Here is a 23806-nt window from a genome sequence, read left to right on the forward strand (position 1 = left end):
TTATGCGCAAGGAGCGGGGGCCTCGTCGATGGAGATGCCTGCGGCCGCGCGCCTGGCGATGACTCGCGCTTCCTTCGGCGTGCTCGCGGTGGTGGCGACGACACCGACGCGCCTACCTGCGCGGCTGATGGGCTTGCCGAAGATGCGCACGATGTCGGCGGTGGCTAGGGCTTCGGCGACGCCCTCGTAGACGGGGGCATCGACGGCGCCGGTTGACTTGATGACGGCCGAGGCACCGGGGCTCGCCTGCGCGGTCGAGACGGGCAGGCCCAGGATGGCGCGTGCGTGCAGTTCGAACTCGGATTGCGCTTGCGTCACCATCGTCACCATGCCGGTGTCGTGGGGGCGTGGCGAGAGCTCGGAGAACCAGACCTCATCGCCACGCACGAAGAACTCGACGCCGAAGATGCCGAGGCAGGGGCCGTTTCCAGCCTCGGCCAGGGTGTCAGTGACGGCCTTGGCCATCGTGCGTGAGGCTTCGAGGGCTGCCTCGCTCATGGCCATGGGCTGCCAGGATTCGACGTAGTCTCCGCCCTCCTGGCGGTGCCCGATGGGCGCGCAGAAGCTCGTCGTGACCGTACCGGACTTCGCGTCCCAGGAGCGCACGGTGAGCAGCGTGATCTCATAGTCGAAGTCGACGCCTTCTTCGACGATGACGACGCCGGTCGTCGCGCGGGCATCTTCTTCTGCGTGGGCCCATGCGGAGGCGGCCTGCTCGGGGCCGGTGACGCGGGACTGGCCGTGCCCGGAAGAGGACATGGTCGGTTTCACGAAGGCGGGGTATCCGATCTCGTCGAGAGCGGTGGCCAGCTCGGCCTCGCTGCGTGCGAATCGGAATGCGGAGGTGCGCACGCCGGGGAGGGAGGCGGCGAGGGTGCGGATGCGCTGGCGGTCCATCGTGGCCTGGACGGCGAAGGCGTTGGGGACGACGCGCACGCCTCGCTCCTCACAAGCGCTGAGTTCGTCAGTCGCGATGGCTTCCACCTCGGGAACAATGAGGTCGACATCGAGGCCGTTGAGCACTGCACGCAAGGCCTCGGGGTCACTCATGTCGAGAACGCGAGACTCATCCGCGACCTGCATCGCCGGAGCATTCGGGTAGGAGTCACACGCGATGACGGTGCATCCGTAGCGCTGCAGGGCGATCGCTACTTCCTTACCGAGTTCGCCCGATCCAAGCAGCAGCACGCGCGCCGGCAGCGGCACGGGAAGCGTCAATGTCATGGTGTGTCCTCCCTCGACGATGTCGCAAGCCTATCGCGAATCGTGCGCGCGAGACCGGGTCCCACGCCCTTGACCTCGGCAATCTGCTCCACGGACGCCTCACGGATCCGCTTGACAGAGCCGAAATGTTTCAACAGCGCGGCCTGACGGGCGGGTCCAAGCCCTGGGATGGAATCGAGCACCGAGCGCCGCTGGGCCTTTGAACGCCGCTTACGATGCTTCGTGATCGCGAAGCGGTGGGACTCGTCGCGCAGGTACTGCAGGAGGTAGAGCGCCTCCGAGGTGCGTGGAAGGATGAGCGGGAACTCCTCACCGGGGATCCATACCTCCTCGAGCCGCTTCGCCAGTCCCACGACGGGCACGTCCGCACCCACGGCGTCCAGGGCGCCGCGCGCGGCGTTCACCTGCGGGAGGCCACCATCGACAACGACCAGGTCGGGGCGGTAGGAGAATCGCTTGGGCCGCCCCGTCGTCGCGTCGATCGGACCGGAGGCGTAGGCGACACCATCCTCGTCCTCCCCTTCGACGCCAGCCTCCTCGGCCAGCAAGCGTGAAAAGCGCCGGGTGAGGACCTCGTTCATCGCGCTCGTATCGTCGGGGGTACCACTCCCGTCCTCACCGCGGATGTTGTAGGTGCGGTAGGCGTCCTTACGCGGCATACCATCCTCAAAGACGACCATCGAGGCCACCTGATTGTCGCCGCCCGTGTGCGACACGTCGTAGCACTCGATACGCAAGGGCGCTGCGGGCAGGTCCAGGTTCTCGGCGAGCTGCTCGAGCGCCTTCGAACGTGCCGTGATGTCACCCGCCCGCTTCGTCCGATGCAGGGCAAGGGCCTGGCGGGCATTCTCGGTCACCGTCTCCATGAGCTGAGCCTTCGGGCCACGCTTGGGAACGTGAATGGACACGGACGCGCCGCGCACCTCCCGCAGCCAGCGCGCAATCGTCTCCTTCTCCTCGGGCTCGACAGAAACGAGTACCTCGCGCGGGATCGCCGATGTGGGCGTATGCGCGACGTCGTCCACGCTCACGGCCGCCACCTTGTCCGGCTTCCCGGCCCCGGCCTCGTCCGGCGACGCCGAGGAATACACCTGCTCCAGGAGGCGGGACATGAGGGCGGCGTCATCCGCCCCGTCGACGCGCTCGATCACCCATCCGCGCGTGCCCCGGATACGCCCGCCACGCACGTGGAAGACGTGTACCGCCGCGTCCAGGTCATCGCTGACGAGCGAGAACACGTCGGCGTCCGAGCCGTCATCCAGCACGACCGCGTTGCGCTCCAGCACCGTGCGCAACGCCAACACATCGTCGCGCAGCTTCGCCGCACGCTCGAAGTTCAGCTCCGCCGACGCCTGGCGCATCTGCTCCTCCAGGTCACGGATGACGGGACCCGTGCGCCCCTCCATGAACTGGCACAACCCCTCGGCGAGCTCGCGATGCTCCTCCATCGAGATCCGACCGACACACGGCGCCGAACACTTATCGATGTAGCCGAGCAGACATGGACGCCCCTGAGCCTTCGCCCGCTGGAACACGCCCGCGGAGCACGAGCGCATCGGAAACACGCGCAGCAGCTGATCGATCGTCTCACGAATCGCCCACACCTGCGTGTACGGCCCGAAGTAACGCGACACCGCACGCTTGCGCTCACGCGTGACCTGCACACGGGGGAAGCGCTCCCCCATCGACACCGCCAGATACGGGTAGGACTTGTCGTCCTTAAACATGACGTTGAAACGCGGATTGAATTCCTTAATCCACGTGAACTCCAGCGTGAGCGCCTCCACCTCGGAACGCACAACGGTCCACTGGACGGCGCTCGCGGTCGTCACCATCTGCTGGGTGCGCGGATGCAGGTTCGCCAGATCCTGGAAGTAGTTCGTCAGGCGATTGCGCAGGTTTTTGGCCTTACCGACGTAGATGACGCGGCCCTGAGGGTCGGAGAATCGGTAGACGCCCGGCGAGGTCGGAATATCTCCCGTGCGGGGTCGGTACGTCGAAGGATCAGCCACGCTCCCAGAGTACGAGGCCGGGGCTGGCAGCGCCCGATGCCCACCGCGGGCGTGCTCTATGTCATGAAACCTTTGAATATTGAAACCAATACGCGCAGCTGCCACCTGTAGGCATATACTGGTCTTGGTTACGAATTGACCCATTCTTGACCAACGAGTACAGCTCTCCCACAAAGAAGGACGTTCATGTTCACCTCCACCCAAGAGGTCGCAGACTTTATCTCCGAGCAGAACATTGAACTCGTCGACGTGCGCTTCTGCGACGTCCCCGGGGTTCAGCAGCACTTCACGATCCCCGTGAGCGAATTCTTGGACGCCGCACTGTCGGACGGCCTCATGTTCGACGGCTCCTCTGTGCGCGGATTCACCGCCATCCACGAGTCCGACATGAAGCTCATCCCGGACATCTCTTCCGCGTTCGTTGACCCGTTCCGTGATCGAAAGACCCTGGTCGTTAACTTCTCGATCGTCGACCCCTTCACGGATGAGCCTTTCTCGCGCGACCCGCGCCAGGTGGCCGCGAAGGCCGAGGCCTACCTGCGTTCGACCGGTATCGCAGACGAGTGCTTCATCGGCGCCGAGGCGGAGTTCTACCTCTTCGACGACGTGCGCTACCAGGTCACCCCGCACAACACGTTCTTCTCCGTCGACTCCCCCGAGGCGTACTGGAACACCGGTCGCGTCGAAGAGGGCGGCAACATGGGCTATAAGGTGGCCGTCAAGGGCGGTTACTTCCCTGTCTCCCCCGCCGACAAGTACGCGGATGTGCGCGACGAGATGAGCCGCCTCCTCGAAGAGGTCGGCCTGACGATCGAGCGCGCCCACCACGAGGTCGGCTCAGGCGGTCAGCAGGAGATCAACTACCGCTTCGCGACGCTGCAGACCGCGGCCGACGACATGATGAAGTTCAAGTACGTCATTAAGAACGCGGCCCTCGAGTTTGGCCATTCCGCGACCTTCATGCCCAAGCCCCTGTTCGGCGACAACGGCTCGGGTATGCACACCCACATGTCCCTGTGGAAGAACGGCGAGCCCCTCTTCTACGACGAGCGCGGCTACGGATCCCTGTCCGACACTGCCCGCTGGTTCATCGGCGGCCTACTGGAGCACGCTCCCGCGCTCCTCGCCTTCACGAATCCGTCGGTGAACTCTTTCCGCCGCCTGGTTCCCGGTTTTGAGGCTCCGATCAACCTCGTGTACTCGGCGCGCAACCGCTCCGCGTGCATCCGCATCCCCGTCACGGGCACGTCACCCAAGGCCAAGCGCGTGGAGTACCGCGTGCCGGACCCGAGCGCAAACCCCTACCTGGCGTTCTCCGCGTGCCTCATGGCTGGCATCGACGGCATCAAGCGTCGCATCGAGCCGGCAGCTCCCATCGACAAGGACCTGTACGAGCTGCCCCCGGCCGAGTACCAGGACATCGCGAAGCTTCCGAGCTCTCTCGAGGCCGCTCTCGACGCACTGCGCGAGGACCACGAGTTCCTCACCGAGGGCGACGTCTTCACCCAGGATCTCATTGATACCTGGCTCGACTACAAGGAGACCAACGAGGTCGCCCCGATGCGCGCCTACCCGCATCCGTACGAGTACCAGATGTACTACGATCTGTGATCTAATCGTCACTCAGCGGCCCCCGCCCCAATTATGGGGCGGGGGCCGCGCCATACCCAGTAGACTCACAATGGACCTATTGTTCAGTCTTTGAACCGATACCCGGGAGGACACGATGAAGCGCATGCGCGATGGCTCGTACACGATCAAGCCGACGTACAAGGTCGGCGACCACGACATCGTGCCCGACATGCTGACCAAGCGGGCCCTCACCCACCCGCAGCAAGTGTGCGTCGAGCAGCGTTCCTCCGTCGGATCCACCCGCTCTCTGACCGCCGGTGAGCTCCAGCGTCAGGTCGAATACACCGCCTGTGGCCTCATCGGCCTCGGCGTGCAGGCTGGAGACGCTGTGGCGATCCTGGCCCCGACCTCGTACGAGTGGCTCCTCCTGGATCTGGCACTGCTCTCGATCGGCGCGATCACCGTCCCGATCTACGAGTCCGATTCCGCCGCCCAGATCGAGCACATCCTCACCGACGCGCACGTGACCCGCGTCTTCACGGCCACGACGCAGCAGGCCGAGCTCGTGGGCTCTGTTGCCCCCGGGCATACCGTCGCCATCGATTCCTTCGATCGCGGCGCACAGCGCATGATCGCCCGCGCAGCCACCGGCATCACCATTGAGAACGTTGAGCAGCGTCGCGCCACCATCTCGTCCTCGGACATCGCAACCATCATCTACACCTCGGGCACGACGGGTAACCCCAAGGGCGTGGCCCTCACGCACGCGAACTTCATCGCAACCGCTCAGGGAGCGCGCCAGGTCCTCGGTGAGGTCATTGACTCACCCGAGACACGCCTGCTCCTCTTCCTCCCCGTCGCGCACGTGCTCGCCCGCCTCGTCATGCACGTGATCCTCTCCGGCCAGGGCGTGCTCGGCTTCTCGCCCAACATCAAGAACCTGTTGCCGGACATCCAGACCTTCAAGCCCTCCGTCCTCCTCGTCGTTCCTCGCGTCCTCGAGAAGGTCTACAACGCCGCGTCCTCGAAGGCAGGCGGCGGCATTAAGGGCCGCATGTTCGCATGGAGCGCCAAGCAGGCACGCGCCTACTCGATCGCCTCCGAGAAGACCTTCGGGCCGGGCATGCTGAAGAAGATGCGCCACGGCATCGCCGATGCGCTCGTCCTGAAGAAGATCCGCGCCATCCTCGGGCCCAACCTGCGCTACATCGTCTCCGGCGGCGCACCCCTGGCCACCGATCTCGCGCACTTCTACGCCGGCATGGGACTCACCCTCATCCAGGGTTACGGCCTATCTGAGACGACCGGACCGATCGCTGTCCAGCACATCGGCAAGAATCCCGTCGGTGGCGTCGGACTCCCCTTGCCCGGCAACTTCATTAAGACAGCCAAGGATGGGGAGATCCTCGTGCGCGGCCAGTCGGTGATGCCCGGCTACTACCACCTGCCTGAGCAGACCGCCGAGGTCATGCCCGACGGCAAGTGGTTCCACACCGGCGACCTGGGTTCCATCGACCGCAAGGGGCAGCTGACCATCACCGGCCGCAAGAAGGAACTCATCGTCACCGCGGGCGGAAAGAACGTCTCCCCCGAGGTCCTTGAGGACTCCCTCGCCACGCATCCGCTCGTCGCCAACGTCATTGTCGTGGGCGACCAGCGCCCGTACGTCGGCGCGCTGTTCACGCTTGACGCCGATATGCTGCCCGACTGGCTCGCCAAGCACGGCCTACCGCAGTGCTCCCCCACCGAGGCCGCCGAGCTGCCCGCCGTGCGTGAATCCCTCGAGAAGGCCGTCGAACGTGCCAACAAGGCCGTGTCCCGCGCCGAGTCGATCCGTAAGTTCCGCATCATCGACGCCACCTTTACAATCGCGAACGGCTACGTGACTCCCTCGATGAAGCTACGCCGACGCAAGGTGCTCGCCGACTACGCCCACGAGGTCGATGCGCTCTACGGCGGCCCCGTCTCCGCCGAGCCGACGAAGAAGCGCGGTTTCTTCCACCGCTCCAAGAAGAACTGATCCCACCAACACAGCGCAGCGCGCTCACCCCACGAAAGGACCGCAATGACGGTACGCAGGCTCGCAGACGGCTCATGGGAGTCGATCGCAACGCGAGAGGCAACCGAGGACATGAACCTGCCGAAGATGCTCCACCAGCGCGTGGCATCTCACCCCGGACAGGTCGCGATTGAGCGGCGTTCCAACGTCGGCGCGTGGCGCCGGGTCACCATGGAGACGTTCCTGAGCGAAGCCGACTCGATTGCGCGCGGTCTCATCGGCATGGGCCTCGAGGCCGGCGAGCACCTGGCGATCCTGGCACCCACCTCCTACGAGTGGGCGCTCATCGATGTGGCCGCACTGTCCTGTGGCACCATCACCGTGCCGATCTACGAGACGGACTCCGCCTCCCAGATCGCGCACATCCTCCAAGACGCCGACGTGCGCATCGTCATCACGGCGACCACCCAGCAGGCCGAGCTCGTCGAATCCGTGCGCACCGAGGGCGTCCGCCATATCCTCTCCCTCGACCGAGGTGCCGAGCGCGTCCTGACGGGTGCCGCCCAGGGTGTCACGGTCGAGCAGGTGCGCGAGCGCACCGACGCCGTCAAGCTCAGCGACGAGGCGACGATCATTTATACGTCCGGCACGACGGGCATGCCCAAGGGCGTCGTCCTCACGCACGGCAACTTCATTTCGCCGATGCTGCAGGCCTATGACTTCCTGCCGGTGCTCATCAACGACCCGAAGTCGCGCTCCCTGCTCTTCCTGCCGGTCGCCCACGTGCTCGCGCGCTTCGTCATGTACTGCCTGCTCGCGGGCCAGGGCGTGACAGCCTTCTCCCCCGACACCCGTAATCTCGTCAACGACATTGCGACATTCAAACCGACGATGCTCCTCGTGGTTCCGCGCGTCATGGAGAAGGTCTATAACGCTGCCTCCGCGAAGGCCGGCGGCGGCGCGAAGGGACGAATCTTTGCCTGGGCTGCCAAGCAGGCCCGTGCCCTGTCTGCGGCCACCGCCTACGTGGACTCTCCCCTGCCCGAGTCCGCCGTCGCGGGTCCCGGCCCCGACACCACGCCCATCCCCGATGCTTCCGCGACGCCCTCCCCCGGTCCGTCGGCATCGCTCAAGCTGCGTGGCCGCGTCGCCGACGCGCTCGTCTTGAAGAAGGTCCGTGCGGTGCTCGGGCCGAATCTGCACACCATCATTTCGGGTGGCGCGCCCCTGGCCCCTGACCTGGCAAACTTCTATCGCGGCCTGGGCATCACGCTCCTGCAGGGATACGGCCTCTCCGAGACGACCGGACCGATCTCCGTGGAGACCCCACAGGACTTCCCGCCGGATTCGGTGGGCTTCCCCTGGCCCGGCAACCGGATGAAGATTGCTCCCGACGGCGAGCTGCTCGTGCGCGGCATCTCCGTGTCGAAGGGCTACCACAACCTGCCCGAGGCAACTGCCGAGGCCTACGTCGACGGCTGGTTCAAGACCGGCGACCTCGCTTCCATCGACGATCGCGGTCACTTGCGCATCACGGGACGCAAGAAGGAGCTCATCGTTACCGCGGGCGGCAAGAACGTCTCCCCCGAGATCCTCGAGGAGTCCCTTTCGACGCACCCGCTCATCGCGAACATCATCGTGGTGGGCGACAACCGCCCCTACATCGGTGCGCTCATCGCCCTGGACACGGAGATGCTGCCCGAGTGGCTGACCACCCACGGCCTGCCCGTCGTCGATGCTGCGCAGGCCGCGAACCTGCCCGAGGTACGCGAATCGCTGGAGAAAGCGATCGCCCGCGCCAACAAGGCGGTGTCTCGCGCCGAGTCGATCCGCCGCTACCGCATCGTCAATGCGGCCTTCACCGTAGAAAACGGCTACATGACGCCCTCCCTCAAGCTCAAGCGCCGCCGCGTCCTAGCGGACTACGCCGACGAGGTCGACGCCCTGTACGCGTCGGGCGAGGCAGCGAAAAACCAGGAATAACCCGGCGACCTGCTCGGGGATCCCGATCCGACGAAACGGCCCCGACCTCGTGACATACGAGGCCGGGGCCGCTTCGTCCGTTCAGGAACACCTAGTCTGCGGTATTGCGTCCCACGACGAAGGCAGCAAACAGCGCGAGGAGGAAGGCAACACCGATGACCGGCATCGGGATCCAGAAGAGCATTCGGCGAGCGATCTCCAGGGCGGCCGAGGCGACCACGCCGACCGTCAGGAACATGTGGAAGGCGCGCGCCCACACGAAGCCACCGGATTCCGAGCTCCACAGGGATACGAGCGTCATAATCAGGAACACGAGCACAACCGCGTAGATCGCAATGGCCGTCCCCAGCTGCCACACGTGGCGTGCCTCCGCATGAGCCGTCACGCTCAGGCACAGGTTGCCGAGGCCCGCGACGAAACCGCAGCCCAGCCCGTAGACGCGGCTGCGCCCAGCGGCGTGGGCCACGAGAGCCTTGAGGGCAAGGCCGCCCGACACCACCATGAGCGCCACCACGATCAGGTGCACCCATGCGGGCCAAAAGTACGAGAAGCCGTAGAGGCCGTATGCGGGATTCATGAGGTCCATACTAACCATTACTTGCGCGAGCTCGCGGCGTCGCGCGCGGCCTCCTTCGCGAGGACCTCGGCGAGGTACTGGCCGGTGAAGGATTCCTTCACCTGTGCGACCTCTTCGGGCGTGCCCTGCGCGACGACCGTGCCGCCGCCTGCGCCGCCCTCAGGACCCATGTCGATGATCCAGTCGGCGCTCTTGATGACATCCAGGTTGTGCTCAATGACGATGACGGTGTTGCCCTTGTCAGCCAGGGATTGCAGCACCAGGAGGAGCTTACGAATGTCCTCGGAGTGCAGGCCCGTCGTGGGCTCGTCGAGCACGTAGACCGTGCGGCCGGTCGAGCGTCGCTGCAGTTCGGAGGCGAGCTTCACGCGCTGGGCCTCGCCGCCCGACAGAGTCGTAGCGCTCTGGCCGAGGCGCACGTAGCCCAGGCCCACCTCGACGAGCGTGTTGAGGTGGCGGGCAATGCGCGAGATCGGCGCGAAGAACTGCGCAGCCTCCGCGATCGGCATGTCGAGCACATCGGCGACAGTCTTGCCCTTGTACTCGACCTCCAGGGTCTCGCGGTTGTAGCGAGCGCCGTGGCAGACCTCGCAGGGCACGTACACGTCAGGCAGGAAGTTCATCTCGATCTTGAGCGTGCCGTCGCCCTTACAGGACTCGCAGCGACCGCCTTTAACGTTGAAGGAGAAGCGTCCCGGGCCGTAGCCGCGCACCTTCGCCTCCTGCGTTTCGGCGAAGAGCTTGCGGATCTGATCCCAGACGCCCGTGTAGGTGGCCGGGTTCGAGCGCGGCGTCCGCCCGATCGGGCTCTGGTCAACGTGCACGACCTTATCGAGCTGCTCGATGCCCGTGATCGTGCGATGACGACCCGGAACCATGCGCGCGCCGTTCAGGCGCGAGGCCAGGGTGCGGTACAGGATGCCGTTGACGAGCGTCGACTTACCGGAACCGGACACACCGGTGACGGCGGTAAAAACACCGAGTGGGAAGGACACGTCGATGTTCTTCAGATTGTTTTCGCGCGCGCCCTTGACAGTCACGACGCGCTTCTTGTCGATCGGGCGTCGTGTCGGCGGCAGGAGAATGCGACGCTTGCCCGACAGGTACTGTCCGGTGAGCGACTTGCGGTTCTTCAGGAGCTCGGCCAGCGGGCCCGAGTGGACGACCCAACCGCCGGTCTCGCCTGCACCGGGGCCAATGTCGACGATCCAGTCGGCCGCCTCCATCGTCTCCTCGTCGTGTTCGACGACGATGAGCGTGTTGCCAAGATCGCGCAGTCGTTCGAGCGTCGCGATGAGCTTGCGGTTATCTCGCTGGTGCAGGCCGATCGACGGTTCGTCGAGGACATACAGGACGCCAACGAGGCCGGAGCCGATCTGCGTCGCCAGGCGGATGCGCTGCGCCTCGCCGCCAGACAGCGTGCCAGCGCCACGGGAAAGGGTCAGGTAGGTCAGGCCCACGTCAACGAGGAAGGCCAAGCGTGCCTCGATCTCGGTGAGGATTGGCGCCGCGATCGCGCGCGCACGCTGCTCGAGCTCGACAGTCGCGAGGAACTCACGTGCCTCCGAGATGGACATGTCGGAGAGCTCCGCGATCGACTTGTCCCCGATGCGAACGGCCAGGACCTCGGGGCGCAGGCGTGCGCCGTGGCACGTCGGGCAGGGAATCTCGCGCATGTAGGAGTCGAGCTTCTCGGACACGGCGGCCGACTCGGTCTCCTCGCGCTTGCGCTCGATATAGTTGACCGCACCCTCGAAGCCCGTCGTGTAGGAGCGCTCGCGCCCCCAGCGGTTACGGAACTTCACCGTAACCTCGTAGTCCTTGCCGTACAAGACGGCGTCCTTGACCTTCTTCGGCAAGGATTTCCAGGGCGTCCCCATCGCGAAGCCCAGCTCCTTGGAGAGGGATTCGAGAAGCTTCTTGTGGTACTTGAAGTTCGAGTTCCAGGGGATCACGGCACCGTCGGCCAGAGAGAGCTCCTCGTCGGGGACGACCAGCTCCGGGTCAACCTCCAGGCGGAAACCGAGGCCCGAGCAATCCGGGCAGGCACCGTAGGGCGCGTTAAAGGAGAAGGTGCGCGGCTCGATCTCATCGAGCATCAGCGGGTGGTCATTCGGGCAGGCGCGCTTCTCGGAGAAGCGGCGGCGGCGCTCCGGGTCCTCGGGATCGAGATCGACGCAGTCAATGATGACGAGGCCATCCGAGAGGCGCAGCGCCGTCTCGACGGAATCCGTGAGGCGCTGGCGCATGCCCTCGCGCACAACGAGACGGTCGACGACGACCTCGATCGTGTGCTTGAGCTTCTTCTCCAGCTTGGGGGCGTTCTCAAGGCGGACCATCTCACCGTCGATGATCGCTCGGGTGTAGCCCTCGGAGCGCAGCTCGTCGATGAGGTCCTGGTACTCACCCTTGCGACCGCGCACGACCGGGGAGAGGACCTGGAAGCGCGTGCCTTCCTCCATGGTACGCACGCGGTCGACGATCTGCTGCGGCGTCTGTGCCTGAATCCGCGCGCCGCACACAGGGCAGTGTGCCGCGCCGGCTCGGGCGTAGAGCAGGCGCAGGTAGTCGTGGATCTCCGTGATCGTGCCGACGGTCGAGCGCGGGTTGCGCGACGTCGACTTCTGATCGATGGACACGGCGGGCGACAGGCCTTCGATGAAGTCCACGTCGGGCTTGTCCATCTGCCCGAGGAACTGGCGCGCGTAGGAGGACAGGGATTCCACGTAGCGGCGCTGTCCCTCGGCGAAAATCGTATCGAAGGCGAGGGATGATTTACCCGATCCGGACAGGCCGGTGAAGACGATCATGGAGTCGCGGGGCAGCTCGAGGCTGACGTCCTTGAGGTTGTGTTCGCGAGCACCCTGGATAATTAGCTTGTCATGCACCATTCGATACTATCCGCCATCTAGGCAAAAGCCCGGATCAGGGCTAGTGTTATGCGTATGGCTTACTACGCAGTTGAATACGTCTACAACCCGTCGATGACCGAGACCATGGACGAGGTTCGTCCGAGGCACCGCGCGTTCCTGTCCGGCCTGCTCGAGCAGGGGATCAACATCGCGTCCGGTCCCCTCGTCGGCGAAATCCCCGGCGCACTGCTCCTTATCAACGCCGAGAGCGAGGCCGACGTTGAGCGCATCCTCAACGAGGATCCCTTCTACGTCGCCGAGGTCATCCAGGCGCGCCTCATCCGCGAATGGAACCCCGTGATCCGGGCGTTCTGACGCCTCATACGAACGAGGCCGGGGCCGGGTCTGTCACCCGACGTCGGCCTCGACTCGTATCGACTCTGGCTTAGCCTTCCAAGGAACGCGCGAATTGGCGCGCGTAGAAGATGCGCTGCGCGACCTCGATGAGGAGGGCGGCGCAGGTGCCGACGCACACGATGACGAGCCACTCGTAGCCGCTTGGCGCGACCATCGAGAAGAAATGACGCACCGGCGGCAGCAGGACGCCGCCCACGGTCGCGGAAATGACGCTGACCAGGAGCACCCACTTCCAGGTCGACAGCGGACGCGAGGTGATGACGAGGAGCCAGATCGCACCCAGCATGAGCGAGAGGATCGCGGCCGTCGACTCGCGCGACTGCGGCGGGCCATCGACGATACCGAAAGCTGTCAGGGCAGCCGCCGCAAGAATCACGCCCGTGGGCATCGCCAGCGACAGCGTACGCTTCAAGAACCCGGGCACATAGCGACGCGGGTTCGGCCACAGGGCCAAGAAGAACGCGGGAATACCAATGGTCAGAGAGTCAATGTAGCTGAACTGGCGTGGCAGGAACGGGTATCGCCAGCCGACCAGCGCCGTCACGATGACAAGCACGGCCGCGTACGTGGTCTTCGCCAGGAACAGCGACGACACTCGCTCCATGTTCGCGATGATCCTGCGTCCCTCGGACAGGACGCCCGGCAGGACCGAAAACTTCGAGTCGACCAGGACGATCTGCGCGACCGCCTTCGTGGCCTGCGTGCCGTTGCCCATTGCAATGCCGAGGTCGGCGTCCTTGAGTGCGAGCGCGTCGTTAACGCCATCGCCCGTCATCGCGACACAGTGATCGCGAGCCTGGAGAGCGCCGACCATCGCACGCTTCTGCTCAGGCGTCACGCGTCCGAACACATCGTGGTTCTCGATCGCATCGATGAATGCCTCGGAGGTCAGGTCCTCGGGCAGATCACGCGCATCCATGAGGCGAGCGGGCGACCCATCGGGCGCGGTCAGGCCAGCCTGTGTGGCCAACGCTCCGACCGTCGTCGGGTTGTCACCGGAAATGACGCGCACGTGCACGTTCTGCGACCGGAAATACTCGAGCGTTTCAGCCGCGTCCGGGCGCAGGTCCTCCTCGAGCACCACGATGGCCACCACGGTGCGATGCGTGGGGAGCTCATCGTCGACCACTGCCTCGTCAGCGCGAACGAGAGCGACGACACGGGACCCTTCCTGCGCAATACCACGCACCTTCGCCAGGAGCTCAGCGCTGTGGGCCGAGGCCTCGTCGATGACGAACTCGGGTGCACCAAGGATCCAGGATTCACTCGCGCTCCCCCAGGCGCTCCACTTGCGCGCCGAGGAGAAGGGAACCGACCACTCGATACGCTCAGCCGCACCGGTACGCGCCGACTCGTCCAGGTAATCCCAGATGGCTTCCGCAGTCGCATTGGTGCGGTCGCTCGCCGCACTCGCAAGCGCGCGAAGCACCACGGCCTCGTCACCCGAGATGACATCAATGCCGCGCACTCGGATACCGCCGGTGGTGAGCGTGCCCGTCTTATCCAGGCACAGGCAATCGACGCGCGCAAGTACTTCGACCGCCGGGAGTTCTTGAACAAGAACGCCGCGACGAGCCAGCGTCGCCGAACCAATCGCAAAGTTCATGGAGGTGAGCAACACGAGTCCCTGCGGGATCATGCCGATCACGGACGCAACGGAGAGAACGAGGGCCTCGCGCCAGTCTCCCCCGTGTCCGCCAGCAATGCGATTCTGCGAGTAGAACGTCAAAATCACAATAGGGAGCAGCATCACCGAGACGACCTGCAGAACCCGGTTGATCGACATCTGAATTTCAGAGACCGTGCGCGTGAAGGCGCGCGCCTGCTCGGACAAGCCCTGCGCGTAGACACGCTCACCCACCGCCGTGGCGACCATCCTGCCCGAACCCGCGACGACGCTCGTACCTGCCAGCAGCTGATCGCCCTGCTTCTTCTTGACGGGGCGCGACTCGCCGGTCAACAGCGACTCGTCGATCTCGAGACCCGCCGACGACAGCACTGTGCCGTCAACGCTCACCTGGTCGCCGAGCGTCAGATCGATGACATCATCGAGGACAACGTCCCGAGCGGGCACCACCGAGAGCGTACCGTCGCGCAGAACCGTCGCCTGCGGAGCATCGACGATAGCGAGGGAATCGAGGGTGCGCTTCGCACGCAGCTCGGAGACGATACCGATCACGGCATTGATGATCATGACGCCGCCGAAAATGCCGTCGCGCAGGTCTCCGAAGAGCAGAACGATGACCGACGCTGCGACGATGATCGCGTTGAACAGCGTCAGCACATTCTCACGGATAATCGAGGCCACCGACCGAGAGGTGCGGTCCTTCACGCGGTTGACAGCGCCGCGCGCAACACGCTCGGCCACCTCAGCGGCGCTCAGGCCGCGCTCATCGATGTTCACGTTCTCAACGGTCACCGCCGCTCCCCTCGTCCATGGCGGTACGCACCAGCGAGGCAACGACTGTGATCGCCAAGGTAACAACGATGACGCCCAGCGACACCGACACGGAGATCTCGGGTGCCCACTCGAATCCCCGGCCACCGTTGATAAACGGGATCGTGTTGGTGTGCAAAGCCTCGAGAATCAGCTTGATACCGATGAAGCTCAGGATCACACCGAGGCCGTAGCCCAGATACACGAGCTTGCCCAGCAGCGCATCCACGAGGAAGAAGAGCTGGCGCAGGCCCATCAGCGCGAACACGTTGCACGCGAACACGAGGAAAGCCTGCGAGGTGATGCCAAAAATCGCAGGAATAGAGTCGAAGGCGAACATCAGATCCGCAGAACCGAGCGCCAATACAACCACGGACAGAGGGGTGAGGTAGGTATGGCCACCGTGGCGATACAGCATACGGTTGCCGATGAAACCATCCGTGATCGGCAGGACGCGACGCACGATACGAATGAACGCATTCTCCTCGTATTCCTCGTCGTTCTCCTCGCCCGTGATGGTCTCTTTAATTTGCGAAAAGGCCGTCCACAGGAGCCACAGTCCGAATAGGAAAAAGACCCAGGAGAAGCGAGAGACGAGCGCGGCGCCCAGAAGAATGAACACGAGGCGCAGCAGCAGCGCAATCACAATGCCGAATAGCAGCGCCTTTTGCTGATTCTCGCGCGGAACGCGGAAGGCCTTCAGAATCAGGATAAAGACAAACAAGTTATCGACTGACAGCGACCATTCCATCGCCCAACCCGCGTAGAACTCCTGGGCGTAGAGCCACCCGTTGGTCAGCCAGATGCCAACACCAAAAATGCCGGCCAAACCAACGTAGAACAGGGTCCAGCGAGCAGCCTCGCTAGCCGTGGGCGGATGTGGATTACGAGCATGCCCGAGGAAATCGAGCACGACCAAACCGATGGCAACGAGGGCGAGAATGCCCCACGCCCACGGATGAACAACCATGAGTACCTCTTAACTATCCAACGAGGAAATTTTAGCGCTCTCCCGAACCAAGCTCTTCTCACGCACGCCGTTTGCGAGAAACCGCGAGAGAGGCCACGACCGTGACGAGAATTGTCACCACGATAAAGCAGAGCGAGAACGCGATCGACGGCTCGGGGATGGCAGAAACCTCGTGACCGCCGTTAATGAAGGGCAGCTCGTTCGTGTGCAGCGCGTGGTTGATGAGCTTGAAACCGATGAAGCCGAGAATAGCGGCGAGGCCATAGTGGAGGAAGACGATACGATCCAGCAGGCCGTCGATGAGGAAGTAAAGCTGACGCAGGCCGAGCAGCGAGAAGGCGTTTGCGGCAAACACCAGGTACGCCTCCGACGTCAGCGAGTAGATCGCGGGGATCGAGTCGACGGCAAACATGACGTCGGCGGTGCCGATCGCGATCACACATAGGAGCATCGGTGTGATGTAGGTGCGGCCCCCGTGACGGTAGAGCATACGCGAACCGATGAAGCCATCGGTGACCGGAACAATCTTCGACACCCAGCGCACAATTGACGGCGGACGATACTCGTCATCATCATCGTCGCCAGATCCTTCACGGACCTGGCTGATCGCGGTCCAGAGCAGCCATGCGCCGAAAAGGTAGAAAACCCACGAGAAGTTTTCGATGAGCGCGGCGCCCGCCAGGATGAAAAGAAGCCGCAACACGAGGGCGATGACGATGCCCGCCAGCAGGACCTCCTGCTGGTTCTTACGCGGCACGCGGAAAGAGGACAGGATGATGACAAACACGAAGAGGTTGTCAATACTGAGCGCTTTCTCGGTGATGTAGCCGCCGAGGTACTCCTGGCCGTATTCCGGCCCCCACAAAGCCCAGACAATGCCACCAAAGATCAGGGCAATGGCGATGTAGGCGAGCGACCACCAGGCCGCTTCCTTCAGAGTGGGTTCGTGGGGGGTACGGACGTGGCCGACGATGTCGACAACGATCATGGTGAGGATGATGGCCGCCAGGACGATCCAGGCGAGCGCGTGCACGTGCATACGGGTGCCTCCGGTACGAGTCGGGTACCGGAGGTCTCTTCCCGCCAGAAATACCTGGCCAGTGACACCGGAGGCCGCGCCGCATGGGCGGGCCGTCGTGATGACGACGCCACTGTTGGTGGGAGTACTCCCCTCCGCTTACATCTCTATCCTAGTCGGACACAGCCGCTGCTCGGCGATTCATGACAAGTGGCGTCTGTCGCCTTGACGATGCGCACTGCTCCCACAAGACGAGGCCGGGGCTACCTCCCATGTCTGACCATGCCGGGTAGAAAGCACGCTCAGTGTGCTCGCTTCATGGCACGCAGCTCCTTCTTGAGATCCTCGATCTCATCACGCAGGCGGGCGGCGACCTCGAATTGGAGGTGCTGGGCGGCGGTCATCATCTGGGCGGATAGCTCCTCGATGAGTTCGGCGAGCTCAGCTTCGGCGCGCTGGCCCGACGTCACGGCGCGACCGCCACCGGTCGCGTCGGTGCGCTCCCGTTTGCTCTTCTCCTTGCGGTATCCGCCCTCGAGCAACGTCTGCGTGTCAACCTGCTCGCGTGCCAGCATGTCGGTGACGTCGGAGATCTTCTTGCGCAGCGGCTGCGGATCAATGCCGTGTTCCTTGTTGTAGGCGATCTGAATCTCGCGACGACGCATCGTCTCGGAGATGGCCTCGTTCATCGAATCCGTCATGTTGTCGGCGTACATGTGGACCTCGCCGGACACGTTTCGGGCGGCGCGGCCGATCGTCTGAATAAGAGAACGGGTGGAACGCAGGAAGCCTTCCTTGTCCGCGTCGAGGATGGAGACGAGGGAGACCTCGGGCAGGTCCAGGCCCTCGCGCAGCAGGTTGATGCCGACGAGCACGTCGAAGGTGCCCAGGCGCAGCTCGCGCAGCAGCTCGACGCGGCGCAGCGTGTCGACGTCGGAGTGCAGGTACTCGACCTTGACGCCACGCTCGGCCAGGTAGGTCGTGAGCTCCTCGGCCATCTTCTTGGTGAGGGTGGTGACGAGGATGCGCTCGTCGCGTTCAACGCGTAGCCGCACCTGTTCGAGGAGATCGTCGATCTGTCCCTCGGTGGGTTTGACGACAACGAGCGGATCGACGAGGCCCGTCGGACGAATGATCTGCTCGACCACCCCGTCCGAGCGTTCGAGCTCGTAGGGACCCGGCGTCGCGGACAGGTAGACGGTCTGGCCGATGCGCTGCGTGAACTCGTCCCACTTGAGGGGACGGTTGTCCATCGCGGAGGGCAGGCGGAATCCGTAGTCGACGAGGGTGCGCTTGCGCGACATGTCGCCTTCGAACATCGCGCCGATCTGTGGGACGGTCACGTGGGACTCGTCGATGATGAGCAGGAAGTCGTCCGGGAAGTAGTCCAGCAGCGTGTGCGGGGGCGTACCGGGGCCTCGCCCGTCGATGTGGCGCGAGTAGTTTTCCACGCCCGAGCAGGATCCGATTTCCTTGAGCATCTCCAGGTCGAAGGTGGTGCGCATGCGCAGGCGCTGCTCCTCGAGGAGCTTGTTCTGCGCCCGGAACCACGCGAGGCGGTCGTCAAGCTCGTCCTCGATCGAGGCGATCGCCTTCTTCATGCGCTCCTCGCCCGCCACATAGTGCGAGGCGGGGAACAGGTAGGTGTGGTCGACCTGGTCGATCACGTCGCCGGTGAGCGGGTGCAGGACCGCGAGGGAATCAATTTCGTCACCGAACATCTCGATGCGAATCGCGAGTTCCTCGTACACGGGGATGATCTCGATCGTGTCGCCGCGCACGCGGAAGGTACCACGCGTGAAGGCCATGTCGTTACGCACGTACTGCATCGCGACGAAGCGGCGCAGCAGCGCGTCGCGGTCGATGATCATGCCGCGCTCAAGTTCGATCATGCGCGCCACGTACTCTTCGGGGGTACCGAGGCCGTAGATGCAAGACACGGAGGAGACGACGACCGTGTCGCGCCGCGTCAGCAGCGAGTTCGTGGCGCTGTGCCGCAGTCGCTCGACCTCGTCGTTGATCGACGAGTCCTTCTCGATGAACGTGTCCGTCTGGGGAACGTAGGCCTCGGGCTGGTAGTAGTCGTAGTAGGACACGAAGTACTCGACCGCGTTATTGGGCAGCAGCTCGCGGAACTCGGCGGCGAGCTGGGCGGCGAGGGTCTTGTTGGGCTCGAGCACCAACGCGGGACGCTGCAGCTCTTCGATGAGCCACGCCGTGGTTGCGCTCTTTCCCGTGCCGGTCGCACCCATGAGGACCACGTCCTGCTCGCCGTCACGGATGCGTGCCGCCAGCTCACGGATTGCTTTAGGCTGGTCGCCCGATGGCATGTAGGGAGAGATGACCTCGAAAGGCTTGTCTTGGCGGATGACGGGGGTTTCGCTCACGCTCCTACGCTACCGCCCAGGTGCGCGAGGTGCCCGCACAAAGCGCGCGGGTTCGCGACGAGCATGGAGGGCCCGGGCCTCGTCAATCAACGACGGGAACGCCCTAGGCCAGCCAACGGTCATAGACGAGGCCTGCAACCTCCTCAAGGTCGGCGACGCTGCCCTCGTTGTCGATCCAGATGGAAGCGATGGCACGGCGCTCCTGCGACGAGGCCTGGGCGCGGATGCGGGAGCGCGCGTCCTCGGGTGCCACTCCCCTGGCTTCCAGGCGCTCAATACGCTGCTCGATGGGCGCGTCCACGATAACAACAGCGTCGAAACGATCGGCGCGGTCCCCCTCGACGAGGAGAGGAATATCGTAGACCGCTAGCGCACCTGCCGGGGCCTCACGCAGGATCGACCACGCGCGCGCTTCGATGACGGGGTGCGTCATAGCGTTGAGCCGTGCGACGCGTTCCTCCGCCCCTTCACCCCCGAACACGCGCGAGGCGAGGAGCGACCGATCCAGAGTGCCATCCTGCCGGATGAGGTCGTTACCGAACTCCCGCGCAACCTCGGCAAGCACGGGCTCACCGGGCTGGAGGATCTGTCTCGCAATAGCATCCGCGTCGGCGATGACAGCCCCCTTGGATGCAAAAACGCGCGTCACCGACGACTTGCCACTGCCGATACCCCCACTGACCGCAATGATGCGACGCGGCCCCTGACTGCGAGGCGCGGCGGGCGGACGAATAAGCGTGGCCGTACAAGCCCCAGCGCGAAGAGTCGTGTTCACGACTCCCAGACTATCCCGCCTGCGGTTGCGTATACACGCCCTCATGCAAGAATTGGTGCTGTTAGAGAACGCACATTATCAAGTGAGTAGCAGTGACGCAGACAGTCAATGATGATTCCACTGAGCGTTCGGGCGTCGCGGTCCTCATCGCGACGTCCTTGACGCTCTTCTCGATGTTCTTTGGTGCCGGTAACCTTATTTTCCCGCCGATCATGGGCGCGTCGGCCGGCACCAACTTGACCCCCGCGATGATTGGTTTTCTCATCGGCGGCGTCGCTCTCCCCGTCATTTCGATCATCACTATTGCCCTGTCGGGCACCGATATCCGTGACCTTGTGAGCCGCGCCGGCAAGCCCTTCGGGCTCGTTTTCTCTGTGATCGTGTATCTCTCGATCGGTGCCTTCTACGCGCTGCCGCGCACGGGTGCTGTGTCCTTCTCGACAGCGGTCGCCCCCATTATCGGGACGAAGTCTCTCACCGCATCGATCATCTTCAGCTTCATTTTCTTTGCCATCGCCTTCTACCTGTGTTGGAATCCCGGCCATATCATCGACGCGCTCGGCAAGGTACTCACCCCCATCCTGCTCGGGCTGCTAGTTCTCCTCGTGTTCCTCTGCCTGGCATCCCTGCCGGCCTCTCACGACGCGCCAACCGGCGAGTACGCGGCAACTCCCCTCGCCGCTGGTCTCCTCGAGGGCTACATGACGATGGACTCAATTGCGGCCCTGGCCTTCGGCATCATCGTCGTCACGTCGCTCGGTCATACTGGGGGCGGCATCGGCGCGAAGGTCGTACGCCGCACCTCGACGGCGGCGATTATTGCCGGTTCGCTGCTCGGCGTCGTCTACGTGGGGTTAGGCCTCATCGGCCACGTGATCCCGAATGCTCAGAGCTACAGCGACGGTGCGACCCTGCTCGCTGACGCCGCTCAGATGACGATGGGCTGGCCCGGGCAGATTGTCTTCGGCCTGATCGTTCTCACGGCCTGCATGACAACAGCTGTCGGCCTCATCGCAGCAACCTCGGAGTTCTTCCACCGGCTTCTCCCGCAGATTTCCTACCGCACGTGGATGATCGTCTTTACGATCATCTCCTTCGTGTTGTCATCTGCGGGGCTCAGCTCCGTACTCGCGATCGCGGTTCCGATCATCACGTTCCTCTACCCTGTCGCGATCACGGTCGTGTTCATCACGATCATCACCCATCCGCTTCGACTCGCAACGCCGGCGCTGTGGACGTTCCGCCTGGGCGCGTGGATGGCTGCGGCATGGTCTGCGGCGACAACGCTGGCACATATCGGTGTTGCAACAGAGGGAATTAACTCTCTTCTCATGTGGAGCCCACTTCAGGCGAACCAGCTCGGCTGGATCCTACCCACCGTCGTCGCGGCGTTGATCGGCGCGTGCATCGATGTGGCAGTTCTGAAGCACTCGGCCACCTAATCGTCGTCGGCAGCAGACCCCGCACAGCATCGTTACTGAGCGGGGTCTCGTTGTCTGTGCTGCGACGCCACGACGTAAGCCAGAACAAAAATCGCACATAATTTCCAACGGTCAGTTTTCGAGATCCGCTAAAAACGTTGCAATTCCAACGATGCGACTTCAATATTTGAAACACCTACAAGGGAATTACGTGCGACATTACTGAGCAACTATTCCGCCCGATTGGAGGCCGCCATGAGGACTGCGGGGCCTGGCTACGGTGCACGTGGGCGGCGGCGGGGCCTGGCCGGAGCATGCCTAGCGCCGCCCGATTGGAGGCCGCCGCGAGGACTGCGGGGCCTGGCCGGGCTTCGAGACGAGGCACCGAGCGAAGTTCGGTTGCTAAGTCTCGCGGGCGGGCAGGCCTCGCGGCGGCCGGAAATCAGGCGACAGGGCAATCAGACAAAAAAGTGGTGGCCCCCAGGAAAACCTGGGGACCACCACTCATGCGTTCACTGACGTGAACTGACGAGTCGAAGCTCAGTCAGGAAAACTGATTCAGTTGTTCGTCAGCTTCTCACGCAGCGCGGCCAGGGCCTCGTCGGAAGCAAGGGTGCCCTCGTTGTCGACCGGGGTCGAGTAGGAGGCCTGCTCCTCGATGGAGGGAGCCGCTTCGGCGTCCTCTTCGAGGGCCTTGCGGACCTGAGCCTTGTGGGCCTCCCAGCGGGCCTGAGCCTCGGCGTACTGAGCTTCCCAAGCCTCGCGCTGAGCGTCGAAGCCTTCCATCCACTCCTGGGTCTCCGGATCGAAGCCCTCGGGGTACTTGTAGTTGCCGTTCTCGTCGTACTCGGCAGCCATGCCGTAGAGCGAAGGATCGAACTCTTCGGAGTTCGGGTCCACGCCCTCGTTGGCCTGCTTGAGCGACAGGGAGATGCGGCGACGCTCGAGGTCGATGTCGATGACCTTGACGAAGACCTCTTCGCCGACCTTGACGACCTGGTCGGGCAGCTCGACGTGACGCTGAGCCAGCTCGGAGATGTGGACGAGGCCCTCGATGCCGTCCTCGACGCGGACGAACGCGCCGAAGGGGACGAGCTTGGTGACCTTGCCGGGCACAACCTGGCCGATGGCGTGGGTGCGGGCGAATGCCTGCCACGGATCTTCCTGGGTGGCCTTGAGCGAGAGGGAGACGCGCTCGCGATCCATGTCGACGTCGAGAACCTCGACGGTGACCTCCTGGCCAACCTCGACGACCTCGGACGGGTGGTCGATGTGCTTCCAGGACAGCTCGGAGACGTGAACCAGGCCGTCGACACCACCGAGATCGACGAATGCGCCGAAGTTGACGATGGAGGAGACGACGCCGGTGCGCACCTGGCCCTTCTGCAGGGTGTGCAGGAAGTTCGTGCGGACCTCGGACTGGGTCTGCTCGAGCCATGCGCGGCGGGACAGGACCACGTTGTTGCGGTTCTTGTCGAGCTCGATGATCTTCGCTTCGATCTCGCGACCGATGTAGGGGGCGAGGTCGCGGACGCGACGCATCTCGACGAGGGAGGCGGGCAGGAAGCCACGCAGGCCGATGTCGAGGATCAGGCCGCCCTTGACGACCTCGATGACGGTACCGGTAACGACGCCGTCCTCTTCCTTGATCTTCTCGATCTGGCCCCATGCACGCTCGTACTGCGCGCGCTTCTTCGACAGGAGGAGGCGGCCTTCCTTGTCTTCCTTCTGGAGGACGAGCGCCTCGATGTGGTCGCCCACGGCGACAACGTCGTCGGGGTTGACGTCGTGCTTGATGGAGAGCTCGCGAGAGAGGATGACACCCTCGGTCTTGTAGCCGATGTCGAGGAGGACCTCGTCGTGGTCGACCTTGACGACAGTGCCCTCGACGATGTCGCCATCGTTGAAGTACTTGATGGTCTCGTCGATGGCTGCGATCAGGTCTGCTTCCGAACCAATGTCGTTGATAGCGACCTGCGGCGTGTTGGTGGTCATGTAGTAGTTTCTCCGAAACGGACTGGATAGTAGATGGACAGTTCCAGCGCCTGAAGACTGTTGCGGATGCACCTGTCCCCAGACACTGGGGTCTAGTTTAGCAGCCTTGAGCGCGCAAATGTGACGAATTTGGCGACACTTTCCGTGGCGTGCGTCGCGTCGTCACA

15 protein-coding genes are annotated in these 23806 nt (G+C 63.9%); 5 read left to right on the forward strand and 10 right to left on the reverse strand.

Annotated elements, in window-relative coordinates:
• A complete protein-coding gene (purT, locus tag O3656_RS01690; protein ID WP_500062329.1) occupies positions 1-1224 on the reverse strand; it encodes a formate-dependent phosphoribosylglycinamide formyltransferase in 1224 nt (407 codons plus the stop codon).
• Positions 1221-3236 (reverse strand): excinuclease ABC subunit UvrC, encoded by a 2016-nt coding sequence (gene uvrC / locus O3656_RS01695; RefSeq protein ID WP_500062330.1) that lies wholly within the window; start codon positions 3234-3236, stop codon positions 1221-1223. The genes purT and uvrC overlap by 4 nt, the downstream gene beginning before the upstream one ends.
• A gap of 186 nt (positions 3237-3422) precedes the next feature.
• On the opposite strand from uvrC, the gene glnA reads away from it, so the two are divergent.
• The 3 genes from glnA to O3656_RS01710 all read left to right on the forward strand — a co-directional run bounded on the left by glnA (position 3423) and on the right by O3656_RS01710 (position 8790).
• Positions 3423-4847, forward strand: a complete 1425-nt coding sequence (gene glnA / locus O3656_RS01700) for a type I glutamate--ammonia ligase (protein ID WP_500062331.1) — start codon at positions 3423-3425, stop codon at positions 4845-4847.
• 115 nt (positions 4848-4962) lie between these two features.
• On the forward strand, positions 4963-6828 hold the full coding sequence (locus tag O3656_RS01705; RefSeq protein WP_500062332.1) for an AMP-dependent synthetase/ligase: 1866 nt from the start codon (positions 4963-4965) through the stop codon (positions 6826-6828).
• Between the two features lie 45 nt (positions 6829-6873).
• Complete coding sequence (locus O3656_RS01710) at positions 6874-8790, forward strand: AMP-dependent synthetase/ligase (RefSeq protein WP_500062333.1); 1917 nt, start codon at positions 6874-6876, stop codon at positions 8788-8790.
• A gap of 91 nt (positions 8791-8881) precedes the next feature.
• On the opposite strand, the gene O3656_RS01715 is transcribed toward O3656_RS01710, so the two are convergent.
• Positions 8882-9367, reverse strand: a complete 486-nt coding sequence (locus O3656_RS01715; RefSeq protein ID WP_500062334.1) for a polysaccharide transporter — start codon at positions 9365-9367, stop codon at positions 8882-8884.
• 17 nt (positions 9368-9384) lie between these two features.
• Positions 9385-12255 (reverse strand): excinuclease ABC subunit UvrA, encoded by a 2871-nt coding sequence (uvrA, locus tag O3656_RS01720; RefSeq protein ID WP_500062335.1) that lies wholly within the window; start codon positions 12253-12255, stop codon positions 9385-9387.
• Between the two features lie 57 nt (positions 12256-12312).
• On the opposite strand from uvrA, the gene O3656_RS01725 reads away from it, so the two are divergent.
• Positions 12313-12594: a YciI family protein gene (locus tag O3656_RS01725; RefSeq protein ID WP_500062336.1), complete on the forward strand. Its 282-nt coding sequence runs from the start codon at positions 12313-12315 to the stop codon at positions 12592-12594.
• Between the two features lie 70 nt (positions 12595-12664).
• On the opposite strand, the gene O3656_RS01730 is transcribed toward O3656_RS01725, so the two are convergent.
• The 5 genes from O3656_RS01730 to coaE form a co-directional block, all read right to left on the reverse strand.
• Positions 12665-15055, reverse strand: coding sequence for a cation-translocating P-type ATPase (locus O3656_RS01730; protein ID WP_500062337.1), 2391 nt, complete (start codon positions 15053-15055; stop codon positions 12665-12667).
• Positions 15045-16043 (reverse strand): TerC/Alx family metal homeostasis membrane protein, encoded by a 999-nt coding sequence (locus O3656_RS01735; RefSeq protein WP_500062338.1) that lies wholly within the window; start codon positions 16041-16043, stop codon positions 15045-15047. Before O3656_RS01735 ends, O3656_RS01730 begins: the two co-directional genes overlap by 11 nt.
• A 58-nt stretch (positions 16044-16101) precedes the next feature.
• Entirely contained in the window at positions 16102-17082 is a 981-nt protein-coding gene (locus tag O3656_RS01740; RefSeq protein ID WP_500062339.1) for a TerC/Alx family metal homeostasis membrane protein, read from the reverse strand.
• A 281-nt stretch (positions 17083-17363) separates the two neighbouring features.
• Complete coding sequence (gene uvrB, locus O3656_RS01745; RefSeq protein ID WP_500062340.1) at positions 17364-19448, reverse strand: excinuclease ABC subunit UvrB; 2085 nt, start codon at positions 19446-19448, stop codon at positions 17364-17366.
• Between the two features lie 103 nt (positions 19449-19551).
• Positions 19552-20223: a dephospho-CoA kinase gene (gene coaE / locus O3656_RS01750; protein ID WP_500062341.1), complete on the reverse strand. Its 672-nt coding sequence runs from the start codon at positions 20221-20223 to the stop codon at positions 19552-19554.
• 92 nt (positions 20224-20315) lie between these two features.
• Here coaE and brnQ point away from each other — a divergent pair, with 92 nt between their 5' ends.
• Positions 20316-21665, forward strand: a complete 1350-nt coding sequence (gene brnQ / locus O3656_RS01755) for a branched-chain amino acid transport system II carrier protein (protein WP_500062342.1) — start codon at positions 20316-20318, stop codon at positions 21663-21665.
• Between the two features lie 537 nt (positions 21666-22202).
• Here brnQ and rpsA read toward each other — a convergent pair.
• Positions 22203-23639 carry a 30S ribosomal protein S1 gene (gene rpsA, locus O3656_RS01760; protein WP_500062343.1) on the reverse strand — a complete coding sequence of 479 codons (1437 nt, stop codon included), beginning with the start codon at positions 23637-23639 and terminating at the stop codon, positions 22203-22205.
• Positions 23640-23806: the final 167 nt, after the last annotated feature.

The organism is Pauljensenia sp. 27098_8_83 (genome assembly GCF_041432695.1).
Lineage (GTDB): Bacteria > Actinomycetota > Actinomycetes > Actinomycetales > Actinomycetaceae > Pauljensenia.